Source organism: Roseibium litorale (assembly GCF_014842915.1).
Classification (GTDB): Bacteria; Pseudomonadota; Alphaproteobacteria; order Rhizobiales; family Stappiaceae; genus Roseibium; species Roseibium litorale.
The window spans coordinates 67003-88384 of record NZ_JACYXI010000009.1; the positions used below are offsets into that span (position 1 = coordinate 67003).

At 60.3% G+C, this 21382-nt stretch carries 17 protein-coding genes; 5 read left to right on the forward strand and 12 right to left on the reverse strand.

Going from position 1 to position 21382, the window contains the following annotated elements:
* Positions 1-11: 11 nt before the first annotated feature.
* From IG616_RS14535 to IG616_RS14560, 6 genes are all read right to left on the reverse strand, one after another.
* Positions 12-758 carry a sugar phosphate isomerase/epimerase family protein gene (locus IG616_RS14535; RefSeq protein WP_192148886.1) on the reverse strand — a complete coding sequence of 249 codons (747 nt, stop codon included), beginning with the start codon at positions 756-758 and terminating at the stop codon, positions 12-14.
* Positions 759-802: 44 nt separating this feature from the next.
* Positions 803-3310, reverse strand: a complete 2508-nt coding sequence (locus IG616_RS14540) for a glycoside hydrolase family 2 protein (RefSeq protein ID WP_192148887.1) — start codon at positions 3308-3310, stop codon at positions 803-805.
* Positions 3311-3317: 7 nt separating this feature from the next.
* Positions 3318-4406 carry an ABC transporter ATP-binding protein gene (locus IG616_RS14545; protein ID WP_192148888.1) on the reverse strand — a complete coding sequence of 363 codons (1089 nt, stop codon included), beginning with the start codon at positions 4404-4406 and terminating at the stop codon, positions 3318-3320.
* A gap of 4 nt (positions 4407-4410) precedes the next feature.
* Entirely contained in the window at positions 4411-5367 is a 957-nt protein-coding gene (locus tag IG616_RS14550) for a carbohydrate ABC transporter permease (RefSeq protein ID WP_192148998.1), read from the reverse strand.
* Between the two features lie 10 nt (positions 5368-5377).
* On the reverse strand, positions 5378-6274 hold the full coding sequence (locus tag IG616_RS14555) for a carbohydrate ABC transporter permease (RefSeq protein WP_192148889.1): 897 nt from the start codon (positions 6272-6274) through the stop codon (positions 5378-5380).
* A 157-nt stretch (positions 6275-6431) separates the two neighbouring features.
* Positions 6432-7640, reverse strand: a complete 1209-nt coding sequence (locus tag IG616_RS14560) for an ABC transporter substrate-binding protein (RefSeq protein WP_425504194.1) — start codon at positions 7638-7640, stop codon at positions 6432-6434.
* Between the two features lie 491 nt (positions 7641-8131).
* On the opposite strand from IG616_RS14560, the gene IG616_RS14565 reads away from it, so the two are divergent.
* The 4 genes from IG616_RS14565 (at position 8132) to IG616_RS14580 (ending at position 12292) form a co-directional block, all read left to right on the forward strand.
* Positions 8132-9271 carry a LacI family transcriptional regulator gene (locus IG616_RS14565; protein WP_343072379.1) on the forward strand — a complete coding sequence of 380 codons (1140 nt, stop codon included), beginning with the start codon at positions 8132-8134 and terminating at the stop codon, positions 9269-9271.
* Between the two features lie 45 nt (positions 9272-9316).
* Entirely contained in the window at positions 9317-10372 is a 1056-nt protein-coding gene (locus IG616_RS14570; protein ID WP_246476250.1) for a sugar phosphate isomerase/epimerase family protein, read from the forward strand.
* Positions 10373-10384: 12 nt separating this feature from the next.
* Positions 10385-11542: a Gfo/Idh/MocA family protein gene (locus tag IG616_RS14575; protein WP_192148892.1), complete on the forward strand. Its 1158-nt coding sequence runs from the start codon at positions 10385-10387 to the stop codon at positions 11540-11542.
* A 168-nt stretch (positions 11543-11710) separates the two neighbouring features.
* Positions 11711-12292 carry a glutathione peroxidase gene (locus tag IG616_RS14580; protein ID WP_192148893.1) on the forward strand — a complete coding sequence of 194 codons (582 nt, stop codon included), beginning with the start codon at positions 11711-11713 and terminating at the stop codon, positions 12290-12292.
* Positions 12293-12307: 15 nt separating this feature from the next.
* Here the strand turns inward: IG616_RS14580 and IG616_RS14585 are convergent, their stop codons facing one another.
* Genes IG616_RS14585 through znuC form a run of 3 tightly spaced genes read right to left on the reverse strand, consistent with a single transcriptional unit; the run spans position 12308 to position 14539 of the window.
* Entirely contained in the window at positions 12308-12736 is a 429-nt protein-coding gene (locus IG616_RS14585; protein WP_192148894.1) for a Fur family transcriptional regulator, read from the reverse strand.
* The gene (locus tag IG616_RS14590; protein WP_192148895.1) at positions 12733-13557 is read right to left on the reverse strand and encodes a metal ABC transporter permease; all 825 of its coding nucleotides are present in this window, start codon (positions 13555-13557) and stop codon (positions 12733-12735) included. Before IG616_RS14590 ends, IG616_RS14585 begins: the two co-directional genes overlap by 4 nt.
* Entirely contained in the window at positions 13547-14539 is a 993-nt protein-coding gene (gene znuC, locus IG616_RS14595; RefSeq protein ID WP_281393105.1) for a zinc ABC transporter ATP-binding protein ZnuC, read from the reverse strand. The genes IG616_RS14590 and znuC overlap by 11 nt, the downstream gene beginning before the upstream one ends.
* Positions 14540-14773: 234 nt before the next feature.
* Here znuC and IG616_RS14600 point away from each other — a divergent pair, with 234 nt between their 5' ends.
* The gene (locus IG616_RS14600) at positions 14774-16159 is read left to right on the forward strand and encodes a mannose-1-phosphate guanylyltransferase/mannose-6-phosphate isomerase (RefSeq protein WP_192148896.1); all 1386 of its coding nucleotides are present in this window, start codon (positions 14774-14776) and stop codon (positions 16157-16159) included.
* A 243-nt stretch (positions 16160-16402) separates the two neighbouring features.
* On the opposite strand, the gene cysN is transcribed toward IG616_RS14600, so the two are convergent.
* From cysN to pcaQ, 3 genes are all read right to left on the reverse strand, one after another.
* Positions 16403-18352, reverse strand: a complete 1950-nt coding sequence (gene cysN / locus IG616_RS14605) for a sulfate adenylyltransferase subunit CysN (protein WP_192148897.1) — start codon at positions 18350-18352, stop codon at positions 16403-16405.
* Positions 18352-19275: a sulfate adenylyltransferase subunit CysD gene (gene cysD / locus IG616_RS14610; protein WP_192149001.1), complete on the reverse strand. Its 924-nt coding sequence runs from the start codon at positions 19273-19275 to the stop codon at positions 18352-18354. The genes cysN and cysD overlap by 1 nt, the downstream gene beginning before the upstream one ends.
* A 1145-nt stretch (positions 19276-20420) precedes the next feature.
* Positions 20421-21347: a pca operon transcription factor PcaQ gene (pcaQ, locus tag IG616_RS14615; protein WP_192148898.1), complete on the reverse strand. Its 927-nt coding sequence runs from the start codon at positions 21345-21347 to the stop codon at positions 20421-20423.
* Between the last annotated feature and the right edge of the window lie 35 nt (positions 21348-21382).

The window sequence follows — 21382 nt, forward strand, 5'->3', positions numbered from 1 at the left end:
GATGCTGAACCTTACCAGGCCTTGGTGGTGGAGATGGATCGGGCCGCGAAGCGGCCGCAGTCATTGGGCTTGTCGTGTTCCATCACGAAGACGGACGCCTTGGTGCCTTTCAGAGCCGCCATAATGCCCTTCCAGTCCATGGTGCCGTGGCCGACGTCTGCCCAGCCATCCTCATCCTTGTTCTCGCCCTCAGGAGCGATGTCCTTGACGTGAACCGCCGTGATCCGCGAACCATAGCGCTTGATCCAGTCGAGCGGATCGGCCCCGCCGCGCACGATCCACGCAATGTCCGCTTCCCAGCTGATCGAGGGCGCATTGTCGAGGATGATCTCCATCGGCACCTTGCCATCCGGTAGAGCTGCAAATTCGAAGTCATGGTTATGCCAGCCGAAATCATAGCCACGTGCCGAATAGCGCACGTAGAGCGCTTCCAGACGCTTGGCAAAGGCCGCCCAGCCCGCGCTGTCCGACGGGCGGTCATCCGGCATGATATAGGGGCAATAGATCGCCTTCATGCCCAGCGTCCGCGCGATGTCGAGCACCTTCTCTTCGTTGTTTTCCAGAAGATCGAGCGAGAAATGGCCGGTGGGCATCGTCAGGCCCACGGCGTCAATCGCGGCCCGGGTGGCCGCAGCATCGTCATAAACAGGCCCGTAGCCCTCAACCTGGGCATAACCGGCATCAGCCACCGTCTTCAAGGTGCCTTCGAGCGGCGGAAATTCCCGGGCACTGTACAGCTGAAAGGAAAAAGCAGTCATTTCAAGTTGCTCCTCTTGGATCGTCATCAGGGTGCTGAACCGTGTCAGTCCCTTGAACTGGAATAGAGAGTGCGGACGCGGAGGCCCGAAAGGCCGTCTTGTCCGGTCTGCAAGGCACCGGGTGTGCCGGTTACGGTGACCGTCACCGGCACACCGGGCAGAAGGGTGAAGAAGTTATCGGAGAGAACCAGTTGCCGGTCAGCCTCCAGTGCCACGAACAGGGCCGGCTTATCCGTGGTCAGGGTAACCGCGGCCACAACGTTCCCAGCCCCATCCGGATCAACAGGTTCAAGGGACATCGCGATCGCCGGACGAGCCAGTGCCAGTCCCTTATAGGCTTTCGGCATGACATGATCGCAGCCGGAACGCCCGCAGGCCGAGCGCCAGCGCAGTACCAGCAGCTCGCCGGCTCCGGCCTCGCGAAGAACCGGGTGGCCGGGCCGAACGGCCTTATCGGCCGGAACATCGGCTTGAACCTCGAACAGGGTCTCACAGCCTCCTTGCAGGTTCCAGCGCTCCACGGCACAGGTGAGCTGCACCGGCTCCAGCATATCGTTCACGGCACAAAGGCTTAAGGTTCCGTCCTCATCCGGCAGCGCAAAGACCTGAACCGGCTCGAAGAAGCGTTTGGCCATAAAATGCAAGGCCTTCCAGCCGCCGCCATAATCGAGGCTGGACCAGGAGGCGACCGGCCAGGTGTCGTTGAGCTGCCAGTAGAGCGCGCCCATGCAATGGGGCTTCAGCGAGCGCCAGTATTCCACGGCAGTGCGGATCGCCAGTCCCTGCTGGACCTGGGACAGATAGACAAAGTTCTCAAAGTCCCTGGGAAAGCGGAAATAGCGGAACATCGTCTCCGCGATCCGGGCGTTGCCACCGGCATTCTTCTGGTGCGCTTCCATAACCGGTGAGGCAATGTTCAGATCGTCCTCTCCCGCGAACTCCCGGATCACATGCATCGACGGAAAGGACTGGAAACCGAATTCGGAGCAGAACCGGGGTGCAATGTCCCGGTAGTGGGCAAAGTCCTTGCCTTCGTGCCAGACCGACCAGAAGTGCATGTCGCCGGAACTGTCGTCATGCCACGCATCGCCGAAGGACATGGGGCCTGGGGACGGACTGGACGGCCACCAGACCGCCTCCGGCAGCTCTGCCTTCAAACCGGCCTCAATCGTCCGGTTAAGCCGGTCATAGGAGACCAGATAGCGGTCCCGGTTCCTGATAGACGCATCAAACCAGGTCAGTGCGCCGATCAGCTCATTGTCCCCGCACCAAAGCGCGATGGAAGGGTGCGCCGAGAGATGGGCGGCCTGTTCGCGCACCTCTTCTGTCACCTCCCCGAGAAACTCTGGCGTCGAGGGATAGAGATTGCAGGAGAACATGAAGTCCTGCCACACGAGCAAGCCTTTGGCGTCACAGTAGTCATAGAACCAATCCGGTTCATACTGACCGCCACCCCAGACCCTGATCATGTTCATGTTCGCGGCCAGCGCGGATGCCAGCAGCGCTTCCGTTTTTTCACGGGTAACCCGGCCTGGAAGCGCGTCGGCGGGAATCCAGTTGGCACCCCGGCAGAAGATCTCCCGCCCATTGACCGTCAGACAAAAGCGGTTGCCCTTGCCGTCCTTCGATGTGTCGAGTTGAAGGTCGCGGAATCCAATGGCCTTGCGGACCACGGCGTCTCCAGCCATGACTTCGAGCTCATGAAGCGTTTGCGGTCCATGTCCGGCAGGCCACCACAGGTCCGGGTTTTCGACGCTCAAACGGCACTCGAGCCGTGTTGTCCCGGCGGAAAGAACGACCTCCTCCTTGAAAGACGCCCCCGCAACCGAGGCCTGAAGATAAACGGGACCAGCCGCTACAGCCTCGACATTCATGCGCAGGATCAGATCAACCGTGCTGCCCCGGTGGATCTGGCTGACCGACAGGCGGCCGATCCTGTGCACTGGTTTCGGTTCCAGGCGGATAGCGCCGTAAAGTCCGAAAGGCGCCAGCGCGATGTTCCAGTCCCAGCCGAAGTGGCACTGGGCCTTGCGCAGCATATTGCCGTTGGGGATCGGGCAATTGCCATCATGATAGGGCACAAAGAACGGCTGCGCCTGCTGAAGCCTGGCGGCAGCATCAATATTGGAGACAAAGCGGATCTCGATCCCGTTGTGTCCCGGTCTCAGATGCTCAGTTACGTCAGCCCGATGGCGGCGGAAAGCATTGGCCGCCTTGAGCACGCTCGCGCCGTTGACGAAAACCTCCGCAACCGTGTCGAGCTCCTCCAGTTCCAGCACCCAGCCATGGGGAGACGCTGCCGGATCGGCAAGATCAAAGCTGCGCGACACGGTCCAATCCCGCTCCGCGATCCAGCGCAGGTCATATTCTGCCCGGCCGGTATAAGGATCAGGAATCAGACCAGCCTGCTCCAGACCAGTGATCACGTCTCCCGGCAGTTTCATGCGCGCTGCAAAGGAGCCGGTGCTATCGCACAGGTCCCATGTTCCGGCCAGATCAAGACCCTGATCCCGCAACTGAGGCTGCAGGGTTTGCATGGCAGTGGTGGTCATGATGGCCTCAGATCCGCTCTTCGGTGGATGCATCGAAGAGAGAGGCATGCGCAAGATCGAAGGTCACGTGGACGGCGTCCTCCGGCAGGAAGCCCGCCGTGCTTTCCGTACGCACCGACATGGAGTTTGTTCCAAGCCGGAGCCAGACCAGGCTGTCAGCGCCCATCGGCTCGACCAATTCCACTTCCGCAGGAAGCGAGGGGCCGGAAGTCGGCTCCCTGCTGACCGTCAAATGCTCAGGCCGGACGCCGAAGACCACCTCAAGAGAGTCCCGGAGAGGCTCACCGGCCTCATACCCGTCCAGGGGAACACTCAACCCGCTTCCGAGCACGACACGGACCTGATCACCTCTTCCCTCGATGCGCCCCGGCAGGAAGTTCATCGACGGAGACCCGATGAACCCTGCCACGAACAGATTGACCGGCCGGTTGTAAATCGTCAGCGGCGCGTCGAGCTGCTGGATGATGCCCCCCTTCATCACCGCAATGCGGTCCGCCAGGGTTAAGGCCTCGATCTGGTCATGGGTGACGTAGATCATGGTGTTCTTGAGGTTCTGGTGCAGGCGCTTCAGCTCCACCCGAAGCTCGGCCCGCAGCTTGGCATCCAGGTTCGACAAGGGCTCGTCGAACAGAAACACATCCACATCCCGCACCAGGGCACGGCCGATGGCAACGCGCTGGCGCTGGCCACCGGACAGCTGGGCCGGCTTGCGCTTGAGCAGCGGCTGGATCTGGAGGATTTCAGCAGCTCTTTCGATACGGCGGCTGATTTCGTCCTTGGGCATGCCTGCAATCTGCAGACCGAAGGAGAGGTTTTTCTCGACTGTCATCTGCGGATAGAGCGCATAGGACTGGAACACCATGCCGATGCCGCGGTCTTTCGGTTCTTCCCAGGTGACATTCTTGCCAGAGATGAAGATCTGGCCATCGGAAATGTCCAGCAGACCCGCGATGCAATTCAGCAGCGTGGACTTGCCGCAGCCGGACGGCCCGAGCAGCACGAGGAATTCGCCCTGGTCAATATCAAGGTTCAGCGTGCGCAGAACCTCGAGGGAGCCGAACTTCAGGGAGAGATCACGGACAGATACGCTTGTCATGGCTTTATCCCTTCACAGCGCCGGCCGCGATGCCGCGCACGAACAGTTTTCCGGAGACGAAATAGACACAGAGGGGAACCAGGCCGGTCAGGATCGTGGCCGCCATATTGACGTTGTATTCGATCACGCCCTGGGTCGAGTTGACGATGTTGTTGAGCTGGACGGTCATCGGGTAGAGGTCCGGCTTGGTGAAGATCACGCCGAAAAGGAAGTCGTTCCAGATGCCGGTCACCTGCAGAATGATGGCAACGACAAAGATCGGCAGGCTCATGGGCAGCATGATCCGGAAGTAGATCTGCCAGAACCCTGCCCCATCCACGCGGGCCGCCTTAAACAGTTCCTCGGGCATCGAGGCGAAGTAGTTGCGGAACAGAAGCGTCAGGATCGGCATGCCGAAGATCGTATGAACGATGATCAGACCGGTCAGGCTGCCATAGAGACCGACCTCCCGCAGAAGGATGACGATCGGATAGATCATCACCTGATAGGGGATGAAGGCGCCGACGATCAGGATCGTGAAGAACACCTCGCCGCCCTTGAATTTCCAATTGGCCAGCGCGTAGCCGTTCACCGAAGCGATGATGATCGACAGGATCACCGATGGCACCAGGATCTGAACCGAATTCAAGAAGCCCCGGGAGAGACCGTCGCAGTTGAGGCCCGTACAGGCCTCGCTCCAGGCCTTCACCCAGGGCGCGAAGGTAACCTCCACCGGCGGTGAAAAGATATTTCCCAGCCGGATCTCCGGCATGCCTTTCACGGACGTGATGACCATCACGTAGAGCGGCAGGAGGTAATAGAGCGCTGCGAGGATCAGAACCCCATAAAGAACGATGTTGCGCCTGGAGAGTTTCTTCTGCGGCTTGCTGCCACTCGGGCCAACGGCAACAGCTGATCCGGCATGCCGGGGAACTGCTGGATCTGTTTCAGCAGCGGAATACGTCAGGGGCTTGCCCTTCATGGTGACAGTGTCAGACACGGCGCGCCTTGCCTCCGAATTCGAGATAGGCCCAAGGCACGACGACAATGATGACCGACAGCAGCATCATGGTTGAGGCAGCAAAGCCCTGACCGAGGTTCTGCGACAGGAACATCGCGTCATAGACATATTTTGCGGGAACCTCCGAGGAGATGCCCGGCCCGCCGCCGGTCTGCGCGACAATCAGGTCATAGACCTTGATGATGCCGGAAGCGATCAGCACGACGGCCGTCACGAAGATGCCCCGCATCATCGGAATGACAATGTAGAGGTAGGTCTTCCACATCGGGATGCCGTCAACGCGGGCAGCTTTCCAGATGTCCTCATCGATACCGCGCAAGCCCGCGAGCATGAGGCACATGATCAAGCCCGTCTCGTGCCACAGGCCGGCGATCAGAACTCCGTAGATGACGATGTCGGGATTATAGAGCGGGTCGAAGGTGAAGCTCTCAAAGCCCATGCCGCGCACGACCGCCTGAATGCCGAAATCCGGATTGAGGATCCACTGCCAGGCAAGACCGGTCACGATGAAACTGAGAGCAAAAGGATAGAGAAAGATCGTCCGGAACGTATCTTCAAAGCGGATCTTCTGATCCAGCAGCGCCGCCAGCAAAAAACCCACAACCAGCGCAAAAACAAGTGAGAAAGCACCATATATGGCGAGGTTCTGAATGGAGATGAGCCACTTGGCACTTCCCCACAGACGCTCGTACTGGTCCAGGCCGACAAACTTTTCCCTGGGCAGAAGCTTGGAGTTGGTGAACGAGTAGACCACCGTCCACGCCGTTCCGCCGACAAAGACCACCAAGGCTGTTGCAATCATTGGGATTGCCGCAATCTTGGCACTGAGATTTCTATGCCACCTCGCGGGGCGCGCCGTTACCGCCATACTTTGATGAGCCTTCTTAACCCGGTTTCACAAACAAGGGTCCGCAAGCCCCCTTCCGGAAAAAGCGGAAACACCTTCGCCGGAAGGGGAACTTCCCGCCGCGCCCGGAAACACTGAGGGCGGCGGGAACGGGGCCCAGATGCGTCTTTGAACGGTCTTATTCCGCGTCAGCCACGATGGCCGCGAAGCGGGTCTGAACGTCCTTTGCCGAGATTGAAGGGTCGTTGAAGAACTCAACGAAGAGATCGTTGATCTGCTGAACGCTGTCCGCGGACATCATCTGATCGGGCGCCTGGATGATGTTGCCCTTTGCGAGGATATCGAGCCCCTTGCGCATGCAGTCGTTGGCAGCCGTCAGATCGACGTCACCGCGCACCGGCAGCGACCCTTTCTTCAGGTTGAAGGCCACCTGGGTCTCTGGAGACATCATCACATTGGCCAGAACACCCTGTGCCTCATTGATAGCTGCGTCATCGACCTTGGGGAAGTAGAAGGCGTCGCCACCGGTCTGTATCACCTCGTTCATGCCAAGACCCGGAAGACAGGTGTATTCCTTGCCTGCGGTCTGGCCGGCGATCTGGAATTCCCCTTGTGCCCAGTCCCCCATGATCTGACCGGCAGCCTTGCCGGTGATGACCATGCTGGTCGCATCGTTCCAGTTCTGGACATTGGACTTCTTGGACATGTCGCGGGCCTGAACTGCCGCTTCGAAAACCGGCGCCAGTGCGTCACTTGCGGCCAGTTCAGCGTCCTTGTCGCCATAGACCTTGTTGTAGGTGTCCGGACCGGCAACCGCGACCAGCAGAACCTGGAAGGCCAGTGAAGTCTGCCAGGGCTGCTGCCCCATGGCGAGCGGCACGATCCCAGCCTCTTCCAGCTTGGGAGCTGCGGCGGCAAACTCGTTCCAGTTCTTCGGAACTTCGAGACCGGCCTTCTTGAACACGTCATTGTTCAGCCACAGCCACTGCTGCGAGTGAATATTGATCGGCACGCAATAGATCTTGCCATCAAGCGTACAGCTGTCGAGCAGGCTCGGCGGGTTGACCACTTCTTTCCATTTTCCGGCCTCGGCAATGTCGGTCAGATCACGCATCAAGCCGGCTTCCACCAGCTCTTCAGCCTGACGGCCATGATTGAACTGCGTCGCCCCCATCGGGTCGCCGCCCGTAATGCGGGAAATCATGATCGGACGGGCAACGCCGCCGGATCCCGCAATGGCACCATCCACCCAGTGGTTGCCGGTTGCATCGAACGCCTTGGCCAATTCAGCCACAGCAGCAGCCTCACCGCCCGACGTCCACCAATGGGTAACTTCAAGATCGGTCGCCTGCGCGCTTACGCAAAACGGCATGGCTGCCGCGGTCATAAGGACAGTCAGAATGCTCTTCCGTGCCATTGCACTTCCTCCCAGTACTGCAACGTTATAGTTTGAGCCTAGCGACGTAATTTCAAAATTTCAATGCTCAAAATAAATCTGACTGTGCACCTGCGAAAACCACTCCTCACAGCCCATATCCTTCCAGAGAGACATCCTCCAAAACCCTTTATCTATAAAGAGTAAAGGCTTGTTTCACATACTCATTTCACCCTCTCGAATATATACCATTGCGAGCAATGGTCGCCTTAGCACGTGCAAAATAAAGAGGCGTCAGGCATCATTTCCGGCTGATTTACCCGCAGGGACTTGCCAAATAACTGTAACGTTTTAGTATTTAGGCAATGATCGCTTGCCGCTTTCGCGTGGCGCTGCCTCTTACCCTGAAACCGCCGCATTCTCGTCCGGCACCTTTTCCGCGGCACCGGGCCGCTTTAGAAAGCTGCAAAGACACCATGAAGCATTCCGGCGAGGACAGGCCCGTGAAAGACATACAAGCAGAAGGCCCGGGCGCTCCGGACGCCGCGCCGGAAACCGGCAAGCCGCAGGCTCAGCGCAAGATTGCCGGAGCAGGTGACCAGCGCCCGACCTTGAAGACAATTGCCTTCATGACCGGTCTCGGCATCACCACGGTTTCCAAGGCACTGAAGGACGCGCCGGACATCGGCGAGGCCACGAAGCAGCGGGTTAAGCTGGTGGCCAAACAGGTCGGCTACCGCCCTAACCGGGCCGGCGTGCGTCTGCGGACCGGACGGACCAACGTCATCAGTCTGATCCTGGATACGGAAGAGGAAATCATCGGCCTCACCAGCCAGATGATTCAGGGCATTTCGGAAACTCTGGCTGGCACGCCCTACCACCTTGTCCTGACGCCCTATACCAGACGTCAGGATCCCATGGATCCGGTGCGCTATGTGGTGGAAACCGGCTCTGCGGATGGGGTCATCCTGTCAACGACGAGGGCGGACGACCCGCGGGTCCGCTATCTCGATGAGCATGGCATGCCCTTCGCCACTCACGGGCGGACGCAGATGGGCATCACCCACGCCTTTCACGACTATGACAACGAGGCGTTTGCAGGCGATGCTGTGTCGCTTCTTGCCGGACTTGGACGCAAGCGCCTAGCCCTGATCGCCCCGCCTGCCGGTCTCACCTACACCCGCCATATGCAGGACGGGTTCCTGAACGGGTTGAACGATCACAGCCTTCACGCGGTGCCGCTGACCTCGGTCAGTCTTCAAAACAGCATTCAGGAAATCGCGGAAGCGATCCGCAAGCTCATGTCCGGGCCCAACCCGCCGGATGGCATTGTCGCGGGCAGCGCGGGGGCTGGCATCGGCGCGTGTTTTGGGGCGGAACAGGCAGGCCTCTGTCTTGGCCGCGAGCTGGACATTGTCTCAAAGCAGTCCTCTTTCGATCTGCTGACCTGGTTCCGGCCTGGACTGAATGTCATCACCGAAAACTTCCGCGAGGCGGGCAAAGACCTGGCCGCCAAAGTCCTCGCGCTGATCGAAGGCACGCCTGCCAAGGACCTGCAGACGGTCGTCTATTCAGGGCGGGCCATCGCCAGAACCCAATCGGATCATCTGCCCCAGCCGGCGCAGCCATCTCAAATACCATAGACCCCGCCAGCAGAACCTGGCGCACGAAAATGGGAGCGAAACCATATGAAAACCATGAAAGGGCCAGGTCTGTTTCTGGCTCAATTCGCTGGCGACACCGCGCCGTTCAATTCCCTTGAGGCCATTGCCGGATGGGCGGCGGATCTCGGCTACAAGGGCTTGCAGATCCCGACCTTTGACGCGCGCCTTTTCGACCTGGAAAAAGCCTCAAGCTCAAAAACTTACTGCGACGACCTGAAGGGGATTCTAGCCGACAGAGGGCTGGAGGTGACCGAGCTTTCCACCCACCTTCAGGGACAGCTTGTCGCCGTTCACCCGGCCTTCAACGACGCCTTTGACGCCTTTGCCCCCGAAGCCGTGCACGGCAATCCGGCGGCACGGACGGAATGGGCCATCGACCAGATGAAGAAGGCCGCCACCGCCAGCCGCCATCTCGGGCTGGATGTCAGCGTCAGCTTCCCCGGCGCTCTTGCGTGGCCCTATGTCTACCCATGGCCCCAGCGCCCGGCAGGACTGGTCGACACGGCCTTCAGTGAACTGGCGAAGCGCTGGAAGCCGATCCTCGACGTCTATGACGAGCAAGGCGTCGACGTTGCCTATGAGATCCATCCGGGGGAGGACGTCTTCGATGGCGCCACCTTCGAGATGTTCCTGGATGCCCTCGGTGGCCATGCCCGCTGCTGCATCAACTATGATCCGTCGCATTTCGTTCTGCAGCAGCTGGATTATCTCGCCTTCATCGATATCTATCACGAACGGATCAAGGCCTTCCACGTCAAGGACGCGGAGTTCAATCCGGATGGCCGCCAGGGCGTCTATTCAGGCTACCAGCCCTGGGTCAACCGCGCCGGACGGTTCCGCTCGCTTGGCGACGGTCAGGTCGACTTTGCCGGGATCTTCTCCAAACTTGCCGCCTATGACTATGACAGCTGGGCGGTGCTGGAATGGGAATGCGCGCTGAAACATCCGGAAGACGGGGCAGCGGAAGCGGTTCCCTTCATCAACGATCACATCATCCGCGTCACAGAGCATGCCTTTGACGATTTTGCAGGGGCTGCGGCAGACGACGCCAAGAACCGCCGCATGCTGGGCCTGAGCTGAAGGAGCTTTCAGATGAGCAATGACCTGAACGGCCCCGTCCGTCTCGGCATGGTGGGCGGTGGCCAGGGCGCTTTCATCGGTGCGGTTCACCGTATCGCTGCCCGGATCGACGGGGCCTATCAGCTTGTGGCCGGCGCCCTCTCCTCCGATCCAGACCGGGCCAAGGCGTCTGGCGCAGAGCTTGGGCTGGATCCGGAGCGCTGTTATGCCAGCTTCCAGGAGATGGCGGCGGCGGAAGCTGCCCGTGCGGACGGCATTGAAGCGGTCGCCATCGTCACGCCCAATCACATGCACGCCCCTGTCGCCAAAGCCTTTCTGGCGGCTGGCATTCACGTGATCTGCGACAAGCCGCTGACCTCTACTCTGGAAGCGGCGGAAGAGCTGGCGAAGGCTGTCGAAAACTCCGGCAAGCTTTTCGTTCTGACTCACAACTACTCCGGCTATCCCATGATCCGGCAAGCCCGGGAAATGGTGGCGGCGGGAACGCTCGGCACCCTGCGCCTGGTGCAGATGGAATATGCCCAGGACTGGCTGACGGAAGATCTGGAAGACACCGGCAACAAGCAGGCAGCCTGGCGCACAGATCCTTCCAAATCCGGCGCTGGCGGCTGTATCGGCGACATCGGCACCCATGCCTATCAGCTCGGCTGTTTCGTCTCAGGTCTGACGGCGGACACGGTTCTGGCGGATCTGACAAGCTTCGTTCCGGGCCGCCGGGTGGATGACAATGTCTCTGTCCTTCTGCGTTTCGACGGCGGGGCAAAGGGCATGCTCTGGGCCTCTCAGGTGGCGCCGGGCAATGAAAACACCCTCACCTTGCGCGTCTATGGCGACAAGGGCGGGCTGGAATGGCACCAGGAAAATCCGAACCAGCTCTGGTACACGCCCTTTGGTGAGCCGAAGCGCCTGCTGACACGGGGCGGTGCAGGCAGCACGCTTGCCGCCGAGCGGGTGACCCGCGTGCCGGCCGGGCACCCGGAAGGCTATCTGGAAGGCTTTGCGACCATCTACCGGGAGGCGGCTGATGCCATCCGCGCGGCCCGCAGCGGCAGGTCCGCTCCGGATGGTGTGACCTATCCCGGCATCGAAGACGGCCTCTCCGGCATGCGTTTTATCGCAGCCTGCATCCGCTCGTCCAATGAAGGCGGGGCCTGGACGCGGGTCCGCTAATGCCTGCTCCGGGCAAAGACGCGCTGCACCTTCTGTCCTGCGGGCGGAAGGTGCAGTAAGCTGTTTTCAGACCGGACTGAACCGGAGTGCCCGCTTCTGCGTATCCAGTGCGCACCGGCCGGAGATTGGGGACTTCCCCCAACAATCCGGCAAGACAGGACTGACACCATGCGCCTGAATCTCTCTTATCTCGTCGCCTGCCTCTCCTGGCTGATCGTGCCGCTTCTTCCGGCCACGGCAGCGGAAGGCCCGGATAAGTCCGCTTATGACTTTTCCTTTGAGACCGCCCATGGCGAGGCCATGCCCCTGTCCACCTACAAGGGCAAACTGCTTCTCGTGGTGAACACGGCAACGGAATGCGGCTTCAAAGAGCAGATCGGTGATCTGCAGACCCTCTGGGAGCAATACAAGGACAAGGGTCTTGTGGTGCTTGGTGTTCCCTCCAACGACTTCGGCGGCCAGGAGCCACGCTCCAACGAAGAGCTGGCAGGCTTTTGCGAGGTGCGGTTCGGCGCGAAATTCCCGATGACCGCGAAGGTTCACGTCAAGGGGGACGAGGCCCATCCGTTCTACCAATGGGCCGCCAGTCAGATGGGCATTGCCGCCCGCCCCTACTGGAACTTCCACAAGTACCTGGTTGGCCCCAACGGCCAGATCATCGCCTGGTTCGCGACGCCAACCAAGCCGACCTCCAGCACAGTGACCTCTGAAATCGAGGCAGCGCTCGCGACGCTTGCGGTCACGCAGTAACGCTCTTCAGACGGCTCAGGCCGCTGCCGCGCAATCCTTGCAGCGGCCGCGCAGTTCCACGGTGGTCTTGCTGGCGGTGAAGCCCTTGGCATCGGCCCAGGCTTTCAGCACGCGCATGGCTTCTTCCGGCGAAAACTCCTGCACACTTCCGCATTCTTCGCAGATGGCGAAAGCCGCACTTTCATGGGACACGCAGCCAGGATGGCGGCAGGCGACGAAAGCATTCAGGCTTTCCAGCCGGTGAACCATGCCGAACTCGACCAGCTTGTCGAGAGCCCGGTAGACCTGCAGAGGCGCACGGAAACCGTCTTCGCGCAGCTGATCCAGGATCGCATAGGCCGTCAACGGCCCTTCTGCCCCGTCCAGCGCACCAAAAACCAGAGCCTGGTTCTTGGTCAGCGTCGGCTGATCATGATCGTGGTGGGTATGCTCGTGGGCCGTCATGGATTGGTGCTCCGCTTGAAGTCCCGTTTTGCCAGAAGCCGCTCCCAGGGCGCAAGGCTGACGATGAAAATGCCCATGGCCGCGACGACAATCGACGGGCCGGAGGGCGAATCCCACTTAAGCGATCCGAACAAGCCGGCAACAACGGCAACACAGCCCAGTAGCGACGCAATGACCGCCATCATTTCCGGTCCCGAGGACAAGCGCCGGGCACTGGCTGCCGGAATGATCAGGAGCGCGGTGATCAGAAGCACCCCGACCACCTTCATGGCGATGGCAATGACACCGGCCAGAAGCAGTGTGAACACCAGATTGACCCGCTCCGGCTTGATGCCTTCGGCAGCCGCCAGATCCGGATTGACCGTTGCTGCAAACAAGGGCCGCCAGATCCAGGCCAGCAGGGCCAGAACAAGAACCCCGCCACCATAGATCAACAGCAGATCCTGCCGGTTGACCGCAAGGATATCGCCAAAGAGCAGCCCCAGAAGATCTATCCGCACCCAGGTCATGAAGGCCAGGCAGACCAGACCGATGGCAAGCGCCGAGTGGGACAAAAGACCCAGCAGCGCGTCGGATGACAGCGTGCCTTGGCGGCGCAAAAGCAGCAGCAGGACCGCCAGGGCGGAGCTGACGACGAAGACGGTCAGGGTCGTGTTTACCTGCATCAGCAGGGATAGCGCCACGCCCAGCAGAGCGCCGTGGGACAAGGTGTCGCCGAAATAGGCCATCCGCCGCCAGACAATGAAACAGCCGAGCGGCCCGGCCACAATGGCAACGCCAAGCCCAGCGAGAATGGCGCGGGTGAAGAAATCATCGAGCATCCGCTGTCTCCTTCACGGGTGCGCCTGACTGATCACGTGAGTGACCATGATGTGAGTGATCGTGGGAATGGCCTTGGCCGCAGCTCTCCCCATGAGCGTGGGAATGGCCTTGATCGAGGTGAGCGCAATGGTCATGCGCTTGATCGGCATGATCATGAGGCGCGTCGCAATGTTCGCCGGCGCAGTCTTCGCTCACTGTCCCATCGGCATGCCGCACCCGGCCATCCGGCAGATGAACATGATCATGATTGTGTTGATAGACCGCGATACCCGCACCGGCCCTGTGCCCGAAAAGCTCCAGAAATGCAGGGCTTTGTGACACAACCAAAGGCGTGCCGCGGCAACAGACATGGCCATTCAGGCAGATCACCTGATCGGTGGCTGCCATAACCAAATGCAGGTCATGTGAGATCATCAGGACACCACAGCCAATCTCCGTCCGCAGACGGGAAATCAGCTCGTAAATTGCGATTTCACCGGAATAGTCCACGCCCTGAACAGGCTCATCCAAAACCAGCAGGTCGGGCGAGACAGCGATTGCACGCGCAAGCAGAACCCGCTGCAACTCTCCGCCAGAAAGATGCCGCACCTCTGCCCGCATCAGATGAGCTGCTCCCGTGCGCTCCAGCGCGGCAAGGATCCGGGCATCCGGCAGCTTCACCGTCAGCGCCATGAAGCGGCGCACGGTCAAAGGCAGCGTCCAGTCCACCAGAAGCTTTTGCGGCACATATCCGACCTTGAGCCCTGGCTTGCGCTCGGCCTTGCCTTCACTCGGCTTCAGAATTCCCAGCGCCATCTTGGCAGAGGTCGACTTGCCCGAGCCATTGGGTCCGATCAGCGTGACAATCTCGCCGGGCGACACGGACAGATCCACACCGCGCACCAGCCAGCGCCCGCCGCTGGAAACCCCGGCCCGTTCCAGCCGCACCAAGGGCGCTTGCCGGTCCTGCCCGCTCAATGCGGGCTTCTCCATCGCATTCATAACAGCAACCTGTTCCCCGCCCAATAAGCCTGCCGCGCCGTGGCACTCCAGCAGCAGGCCGGACGGCCCGTTGCGGACACGTTATAGCATAACATTTCATTTGAAAACCGGCGAAGCTTTTGTCCACCGTTGGCCTCCCGGCGGATTTCTGCCTATGGCCAGACCGGCGCTCTTTCGCTACCTATGCAAGATCCTGGTTCAACCCCCTGGTCAATCTCAAGGACCGCCTGTCTCATGATCTTTCCCTGCATTCTCTCCGGCGGTATCGGCTCTAGGCTCTGGCCGCTTTCGCGCAAGGACCGGCCGAAACAGTTCCTGCCGATCTTTGACGGGGAAAGCCTGTTTCAGAAAACACTGAACCGGGTGGCTGGAGATGCCTTTGCCGACCCCATCGTCATCGGCAATCACGATCACCGCTTCCTCATCGGAGAACAGCTCGCGGAAGCTGGCCGCAGCGCCAGCGCCATCCTGCTGGAGCCCATGGGCCGCAACACCGCGGCCCCTGCCGCCATGGCGGCCCTGCTGGCGGCCGAACAGAACCCGGATGCGCTGGTGCTTCTGCTGCCCTCCGATCACATGATCGAGCGGGAAGACCAGTTCCTTGACGCGGTGTCCAATGCCGTTCCGGCAGCTGAAGCAGGCCGGATCGTCACCTTCGGCATCACCCCGCAAGAGCCGAATACCGGCTACGGCTATATCCGCCTGGACCAAGGCACCGGCCCGGTCCGTGATGTGGCCGCCTTCGTCGAGAAGCCGGACGCGGAGCGGGCGAAAGCCTTCCTGGCCGACGGCAATTATGTCTGGAACGCAGGCATCTTCCTCTATGCCGCCAAGACGATGATCGCGGCCTTTGAGGCCCATCAGCCGGATTTGATGGCCGACATCCGCGCGGCCCTTGAAACCCGCTCAGCCGATCTCGACTTCATCCGCATGGATCCCGAGGCATTTGCCCGCATCGGCAGCATCTCAATCGACTATGCGATCATGGAACGGGCCACCGGCATAGCCTGCGTGCCCATGGCGCCGGGCTGGGATGACCTTGGTTCCTGGTCCGCGATCTGGGGCGTCCTGGCGAAAGATGAAAACGGCAACAGCGGCCTTGGCGACACCCGTTTCCTCAATTCGGAAAACTGCCTTGCCTATGCGGACGAGGGTCTCGTTTCCGTTATCGGCCTTTCCGACGTGCTGGTGATCTCGACCCGCGACAGTGTTCTGGTCGCGCACAAGGACAAGGCGCAGGACGTCAAGAAGATCGTTGAAGCCCTTGAAAAGGAAGGCCGCCGCGAGGCCGATGCCCACCCGCGCAGCTACCGCCCCTGGGGCTGGACCGAACGGATCAATGCAGGTGACCGCTTCTCCGTTCAATCCATGATGATCAAGCCCGGCAAGGGGCTGACCCTGCAAAGCCACCTGCACCGGGCCGAACATTGGGTGGTGGTTTCCGGCACGGTGGAAGTCACGATTGACGGCAAGGCGGAGTATCTGACGGAAAACCAGTCCGCCTATGTGCCTCTGGGCGCCCGGCACAAGCTGTTCAACCCGGGCAAGATCCCCGTGCGGATGATCGAGGTCCAGTCCGGCACCTATCTGGACGAAGACGACATCCAGCGGCACGGGTGAATTGCTGCGGAGTTTTCACAGCAGCTTTCCCAATTCCACGCCGCCCCGGTCTTGCGCCGGAATCCACGCAGTTTCCCCTCGTCAAATCACGGCCTTTCCATGAGGTGAGCTTCCGGCATGGGTGCTATGGTCAAGCCATAGCAGGACGACAAAGCAGAGGTTCTCGTACAGACCGCAAGCGCCAGTGAAACCAAAAAGACCGGGCAATCGCCCGGCCTTTTCACGTTCTCTAACCTGCCCTGATCAAATGCCGCCGCCGCCAGAGACGATGGAGGGCGACAGGAGGTAGTTGTTATCGCGGAGGTACCGGATGACGTCCTCGGCGACGTCTTCCGGATCACGGCCAACGTTCTTCAGCACCAATTCCGGGTTTTCAGGGATCTCATAGGGGCTGTCGATGCCGGTGAAGTGCTTGATCTCGCCCGCTTCCGCCTTGGCGTAGAGGCCTTTCGGGTCGCGTTTCTTGCACTCCTCGATCGGCGTATCGACGAAGATCTCGATGAACTCGCCATCCTTCAGCAGATCGCGGGCCATCTGACGCTCGGCACGGAACGGCGAGATGAACGAGACCAGCGTGATCAGGCCGCTGTCCACGAAGAGGCGGGAGACTTCGCCCACCCGGCGGATGTTTTCCACCCGGTCCGCATCGGTGAAGCCGAGGTCCTTGTTGAGGCCATGGCGCACATTGTCGCCATCCAGCGTGTAGGTGCGGCGGCCCTCCAGATGCAGCTTCTTTTCCACGATCGAGGCAATGGTCGACTTGCCCGAGCCGGAAAGACCCGTGAACCACAGAACCGCCGGGCGCTGGCCGAGGCTTTCCGCACGGGCGGCCTTGTCCACATCGAGAGCCTGCCAATGGATGTTGGTTGCCCGGCGCAGGGCAAACCAGACCATGCCGGCGCCCACAGTGGCATTGGTCACCCTGTCGATCAGGATGAAGGAGCCGGTCGAGCGGTTCGCCTCATAAGGGTCGAAGGCAACCGGCGCAGACATGGCAAGATTGCAGAAGGCGATCTCGTTCAGCTCCAGCTGCTTGCCGGCCACATGCTCGAAGGTGTTGACGTTGATCTTGTGCTTGATCTCCGTGACCGCCGCCGTCACGGACCGGGTGCCGATCTTCATCAGATAGGACCGGCCCGGCAGCAGGGCGTCTTCCGCCATCCAGATCAGGTGAGCCGCCATCTGGTCCGCCACATCCGGACGGGCCGTGGCATCGGCCAGAAGATCGCCGCGGGAGATGTCGATCTCGTCTTCCAGCGTGAGGGTCACCGCTTCGCCCGCGCGCGCGGCGTCCGCCTCACCCACCGGGGTCAGGATCGAGGCGACCTTTGAGGTCTTGCCGGAGGCTGAGACAACCAGCTCGTCGCCCTTCTTCACCACACCGCCGGCAATCGTGCCGGAATAGCCGCGGAAGTCGAGGTTCGGGCGGTTCACCCACTGCACCGGAAAACGGAACGGCTGGTTCAGCTCATGCTCACCGATCTGCACCGTTTCCAGATGCTCCAGCAAGGTCGGGCCCTGATACCAGCCCATGTTCTCGCTGCGGCCCGTGACATTGTCGCCATAGCGGGCGGACATGGGGATCGCGACCAGGGTCTCGAAGTCGAAGCCGGAGGCGAACTGCTGGAAGGTTTCGCGGATCTCGTTGAAGCGCGCTTCGGAGAAGTCCGCCAGGTCGATCTTGTTCACCGCCAGAACCACGTGGCGGATGCCGAGCAGCGAGGCGATGAAGGCATGGCGGCGCGTCTGCACCATCAGGCCATGACGGGCATCGACCAGCAGCACGGCAAGATCCGCCGTGGAAGCGCCGGTGGCCATGTTGCGGGTGTACTGCTCGTGGCCCGGCGTGTCGGCAACGATGAACTTGCGCTTGTCGGTGGCAAAGAAGCGGTAGGCCACATCGATGGTGATGCCCTGCTCGCGCTCGGCCTCAAGACCATCCACCAGCAAGGCCAGGTCAATGTCCTCGCCTACGGTGCCGTGGCGGCGCGAATCTTTCTCCAGAGCGGCCAGCTGGTCCTCAAAGATCAGTTTGGTGTCATAGAGCAGACGGCCAATCAGGGTCGACTTGCCGTCATCCACGGAGCCGCAAGTCAGGAAGCGGAGCTGGTCCTTTTCTTCCTGGGCCAGGATGTACTCGGTCACGGCCTCTTCGGAGGCCGTGGCAAGGGCGTTGGTTTCCAGGGAAGACATCAGAAATACCCCTCGCGCTTCTTCTTTTCCATGGAGGCGCTGTCATCGTGGTCAATCAGGCGGCCTGAGCGCTCGGAGGTGCGGGCAATCAGCATCTCCTTGACGATGGCCGGCAGCGTGTCCGCATCCGACTCGATCGCCCCCGTCAGCGGGTAGCAGCCAAGGGTGCGGAACCGCACCATCTTCTCTTCGATCTGTTCACCCGGCTGGACCGGCATGCGCTCGTCATCCACCATGATCAGCATGCCGTCCCGGTCGACGACCGGACGCCTCGCGGCAAAATACAGCGGCACCATCGGGATATTCTCCGTCAGGATGTACTGCCAGATGTCCAGCTCGGTCCAGTTGGACAGCGGGAAGGCGCGGATGCTTTCGCCCTTGGCCACCCGGGCGTTGTAGAGGTTCCACAGTTCCGGACGCTGGTTCTTCGGGTCCCAGCCGTGGCTGGAATTGCGGAAGGAGAAGACACGCTCCTTGGCGCGCGACTTCTCCTCATCGCGGCGCGCACCGCCGAAGGCCGCATCGAAGCCATACTTGTTCAGCGCCTGCTTCAGCGCTTCGGTCTTCATGATGTGCGTGTGCACGGAAGAGCCATGGGAGAACGGGCCGATACCCTGTTCGATCCCGTCCGGATTGGTATAGACGAGAAGGTCCAGACCGAGCCGCTTGGCGGTCGCATCCCGGAACTCGATCATCTCCCGGAACTTCCAGGTCGTGTCCACATGAAGCAAGGGAAACGGCGGCTTCGACGGCGCAAAGGCCTTCATCGCCAGATGCAGCATCACGCTGGAATCCTTGCCGATCGAATAGAGCATCACCGGACTGCGGAACTCCGCCGCAACTTCCCTGATTATATGGATGCTCTCCGCCTCAAGACGACGCAAATTGCTCAATCGCTCCGCCGAAAGACCCGGCACACTCATATCCATAGGGCTAAACCTCACGTCTTCCCTGAACCGGCAGATACCGGCATTCCTGCGACTGGCATGGGCCCGCCCTCTCAGGGAACCAACTGCCAGCGCAAGGCAATTCTGATCTTGCCGCGCACCCTACCCTGATTAAGACAGGCCTGAAACAAACGGCTTTTTCCTGCAGCGGGAAAGACGGGTTTTTTTGTCTCTTTTTTGGCAATGAGGCGAAAGCGGCGTTCGGAGGGGGGGCTTCCAAGGCTCACCTTCACTTGTAAATTTCGCTACAATCAGCTATCTATTTCCTCATAAGGATACCAGATCGACTGTGAGGGTCCTTCCGCTGCTTAGGCAGTCCAACCGGGATGGTGGATAAAGCGAAAGCTGAAGAGAGTGTCGAGATTGCCAAGGGGCCACTCGAAAGAGTTGGCCCCTTTGGTTGTTTTATCCCTAGCGAAACCTCAGTTTTCCGCCTTTTAAGGCAGCATCAATTGCCGCCGCGACTCTGACTTTCATACCCTTGCTTGGCTGATACGCGTGGTATGCGCTCTCCACTCTCATGACCAAGCTATGCCTGTTTCCGCCTATCTTGCCGCGGTCCTTTTGCAACGTGAAAAACGCTGTATAGGCAACGCCGCCGACCAGAGCCGTTGCATTGTAGACGCCATAATTCCGATCAGAAGGCGTCCAGTAAAGCCGATGATCTGGCAGATGAGCCAGGAATGAAGGAAGGCACATTGATTCACGAAACCGGACCGGGTCGAATACGCGCGGTCTAGCGCCATCCATAATCAGCATCACTTCATTGGAATGAATTTCTGGATTATGACTCTCGCTCCAACAGTGGGACCAGTAAACTACCTTGATTCCGATTACATCCCCGCGTGGCAACTTAAAACTGATCACATGCGGAGATAAATGAGGAACGTGGATGACATGATCCTCAATAAGCTTGAACAGAACCGGGACGCCGTCTGCCCCTATTAGACTTCCATCAGAACAAATTTCGTATCGGGGCGAAACCAAGGTCAGTTTTTCCTCACCGCGGCAATGTCTCAATCGCAAATATGATCAGCTTTTATCCATTAAAGCGTGATCATCAATTTCAATAGCGCCTTTTCAATCTTTGATTGCACAAACCAATTACCCAACGCAGCAGCTCAAGGCCTCAGCGCCTGGGCCTCTGCTGCCGCGCGAAGGGCGTTTTGCAGCATCAGGAGGGCGGGTGTCGGGGCTGTATCGGCACGGGTAGTGAGACCCACAGGACCGGTGGTTCCGGCGGTTTCCAGTGGCAGCTCCACCAGAGCCCCCTCGGCCACATCGCGCGCCACAACGCCGCTGGAGATGATCCAGACCGCGTCCGTATCCAGCGTGTAGCTGCGGCCAAAGGTGTTGGAGATGGTTTCGACCCGGTTGGGAACCCGCGTCACCCCATGAGCAATCAACAACCGCTCCACATAGGGCCGGATGATGGCTTCGCGCGTGGGATAGAGCACCGGATATTCCACGATACGGCTGAGGTCGTGGCTTTGTTCGGTCAGAAGCGGATGGCCCTTGCGCACCACCAGCGACACGCTTTCGGAATAAAGATGCGCGAAAGACAGCCCCGCCATCTGTTCGGGATCGGCAAGGCGGCCAACTACCAGATCCAGATCACCCTGGCGCAGGCGTGACAGCAGAAAGGTGTTCGGACCGGTTTCCAGAACCAGCGTGGTTTCCATCTCCTGGGCCTGAAAGCGCTGCACAGCGTCCGGGACGATCCGGGCGGCAACCGACGGCAGAACACCGACATTCAAATAGGAATCGCCGGACATGCGGGCCTGGGCGACACTGTCGAGCCCCTGCTTGAGAGCCGCAAGGCTGGCGCCCGCGTAATGAAGAAAGACGTCCCCATACTGGGTCAGCGCCACGCCCTTGCGGCTGCGGTCAAAGAGCCGCACTTCCAGAATGTCCTCCAGCTCCCTTAGCGTCTTGGAGACGGCGGGCTGGGTGATCGCCAAAGCATCGGCGGCCTTGACCAGACTGCGCCGCCGCGCGACTTCCAGAAAGCACTGGATGTGGCGGTATTTCACCCGGGCATCGATCATATGCATTCCATCCAGTTATATTACAGGCTCATTTT

Excerpts from the sequence above, each read along its gene's own strand:
- IG616_RS14560 (WP_425504194.1), bottom strand. The coding sequence starts at position 7,640 with ATGACCGCGGCAGCCATGCCGTTTTGCGTAAGCGCGCAGGCGACCGAT.
- IG616_RS14585 (WP_192148894.1), bottom strand. The coding sequence starts at position 12,736 with ATGACGGCCCACGAGCATACCCACCACGATCATGATCAGCCGACGCTG.
- IG616_RS14575 (WP_192148892.1), top strand. The coding sequence starts at position 10,385 with ATGAGCAATGACCTGAACGGCCCCGTCCGTCTCGGCATGGTGGGCGGT.
- cysD (WP_192149001.1), bottom strand. The coding sequence starts at position 19,275 with ATGAGTGTGCCGGGTCTTTCGGCGGAGCGATTGAGCAATTTGCGTCGT.
- IG616_RS14550 (WP_192148998.1), bottom strand. The coding sequence starts at position 5,367 with ATGAAGGGCAAGCCCCTGACGTATTCCGCTGCTGAAACAGATCCAGCA.
- IG616_RS14540 (WP_192148887.1), bottom strand. The coding sequence starts at position 3,310 with ATGACCACCACTGCCATGCAAACCCTGCAGCCTCAGTTGCGGGATCAG.
- pcaQ (WP_192148898.1), bottom strand. The coding sequence starts at position 21,347 with ATGATCGATGCCCGGGTGAAATACCGCCACATCCAGTGCTTTCTGGAA.
- IG616_RS14580 (WP_192148893.1), top strand. The coding sequence starts at position 11,711 with ATGCGCCTGAATCTCTCTTATCTCGTCGCCTGCCTCTCCTGGCTGATC.
- IG616_RS14600 (WP_192148896.1), top strand. The coding sequence starts at position 14,774 with ATGATCTTTCCCTGCATTCTCTCCGGCGGTATCGGCTCTAGGCTCTGG.
- IG616_RS14535 (WP_192148886.1), bottom strand. The coding sequence starts at position 758 with ATGACTGCTTTTTCCTTTCAGCTGTACAGTGCCCGGGAATTTCCGCCG.
- znuC (WP_281393105.1), bottom strand. The coding sequence starts at position 14,539 with ATGAATGCGATGGAGAAGCCCGCATTGAGCGGGCAGGACCGGCAAGCG.
- IG616_RS14555 (WP_192148889.1), bottom strand. The coding sequence starts at position 6,274 with ATGGCGGTAACGGCGCGCCCCGCGAGGTGGCATAGAAATCTCAGTGCC.
- IG616_RS14570 (WP_246476250.1), top strand. The coding sequence starts at position 9,317 with ATGAAAACCATGAAAGGGCCAGGTCTGTTTCTGGCTCAATTCGCTGGC.
- IG616_RS14545 (WP_192148888.1), bottom strand. The coding sequence starts at position 4,406 with ATGACAAGCGTATCTGTCCGTGATCTCTCCCTGAAGTTCGGCTCCCTC.
- cysN (WP_192148897.1), bottom strand. The coding sequence starts at position 18,352 with ATGTCTTCCCTGGAAACCAACGCCCTTGCCACGGCCTCCGAAGAGGCC.
- IG616_RS14590 (WP_192148895.1), bottom strand. The coding sequence starts at position 13,557 with ATGCTCGATGATTTCTTCACCCGCGCCATTCTCGCTGGGCTTGGCGTT.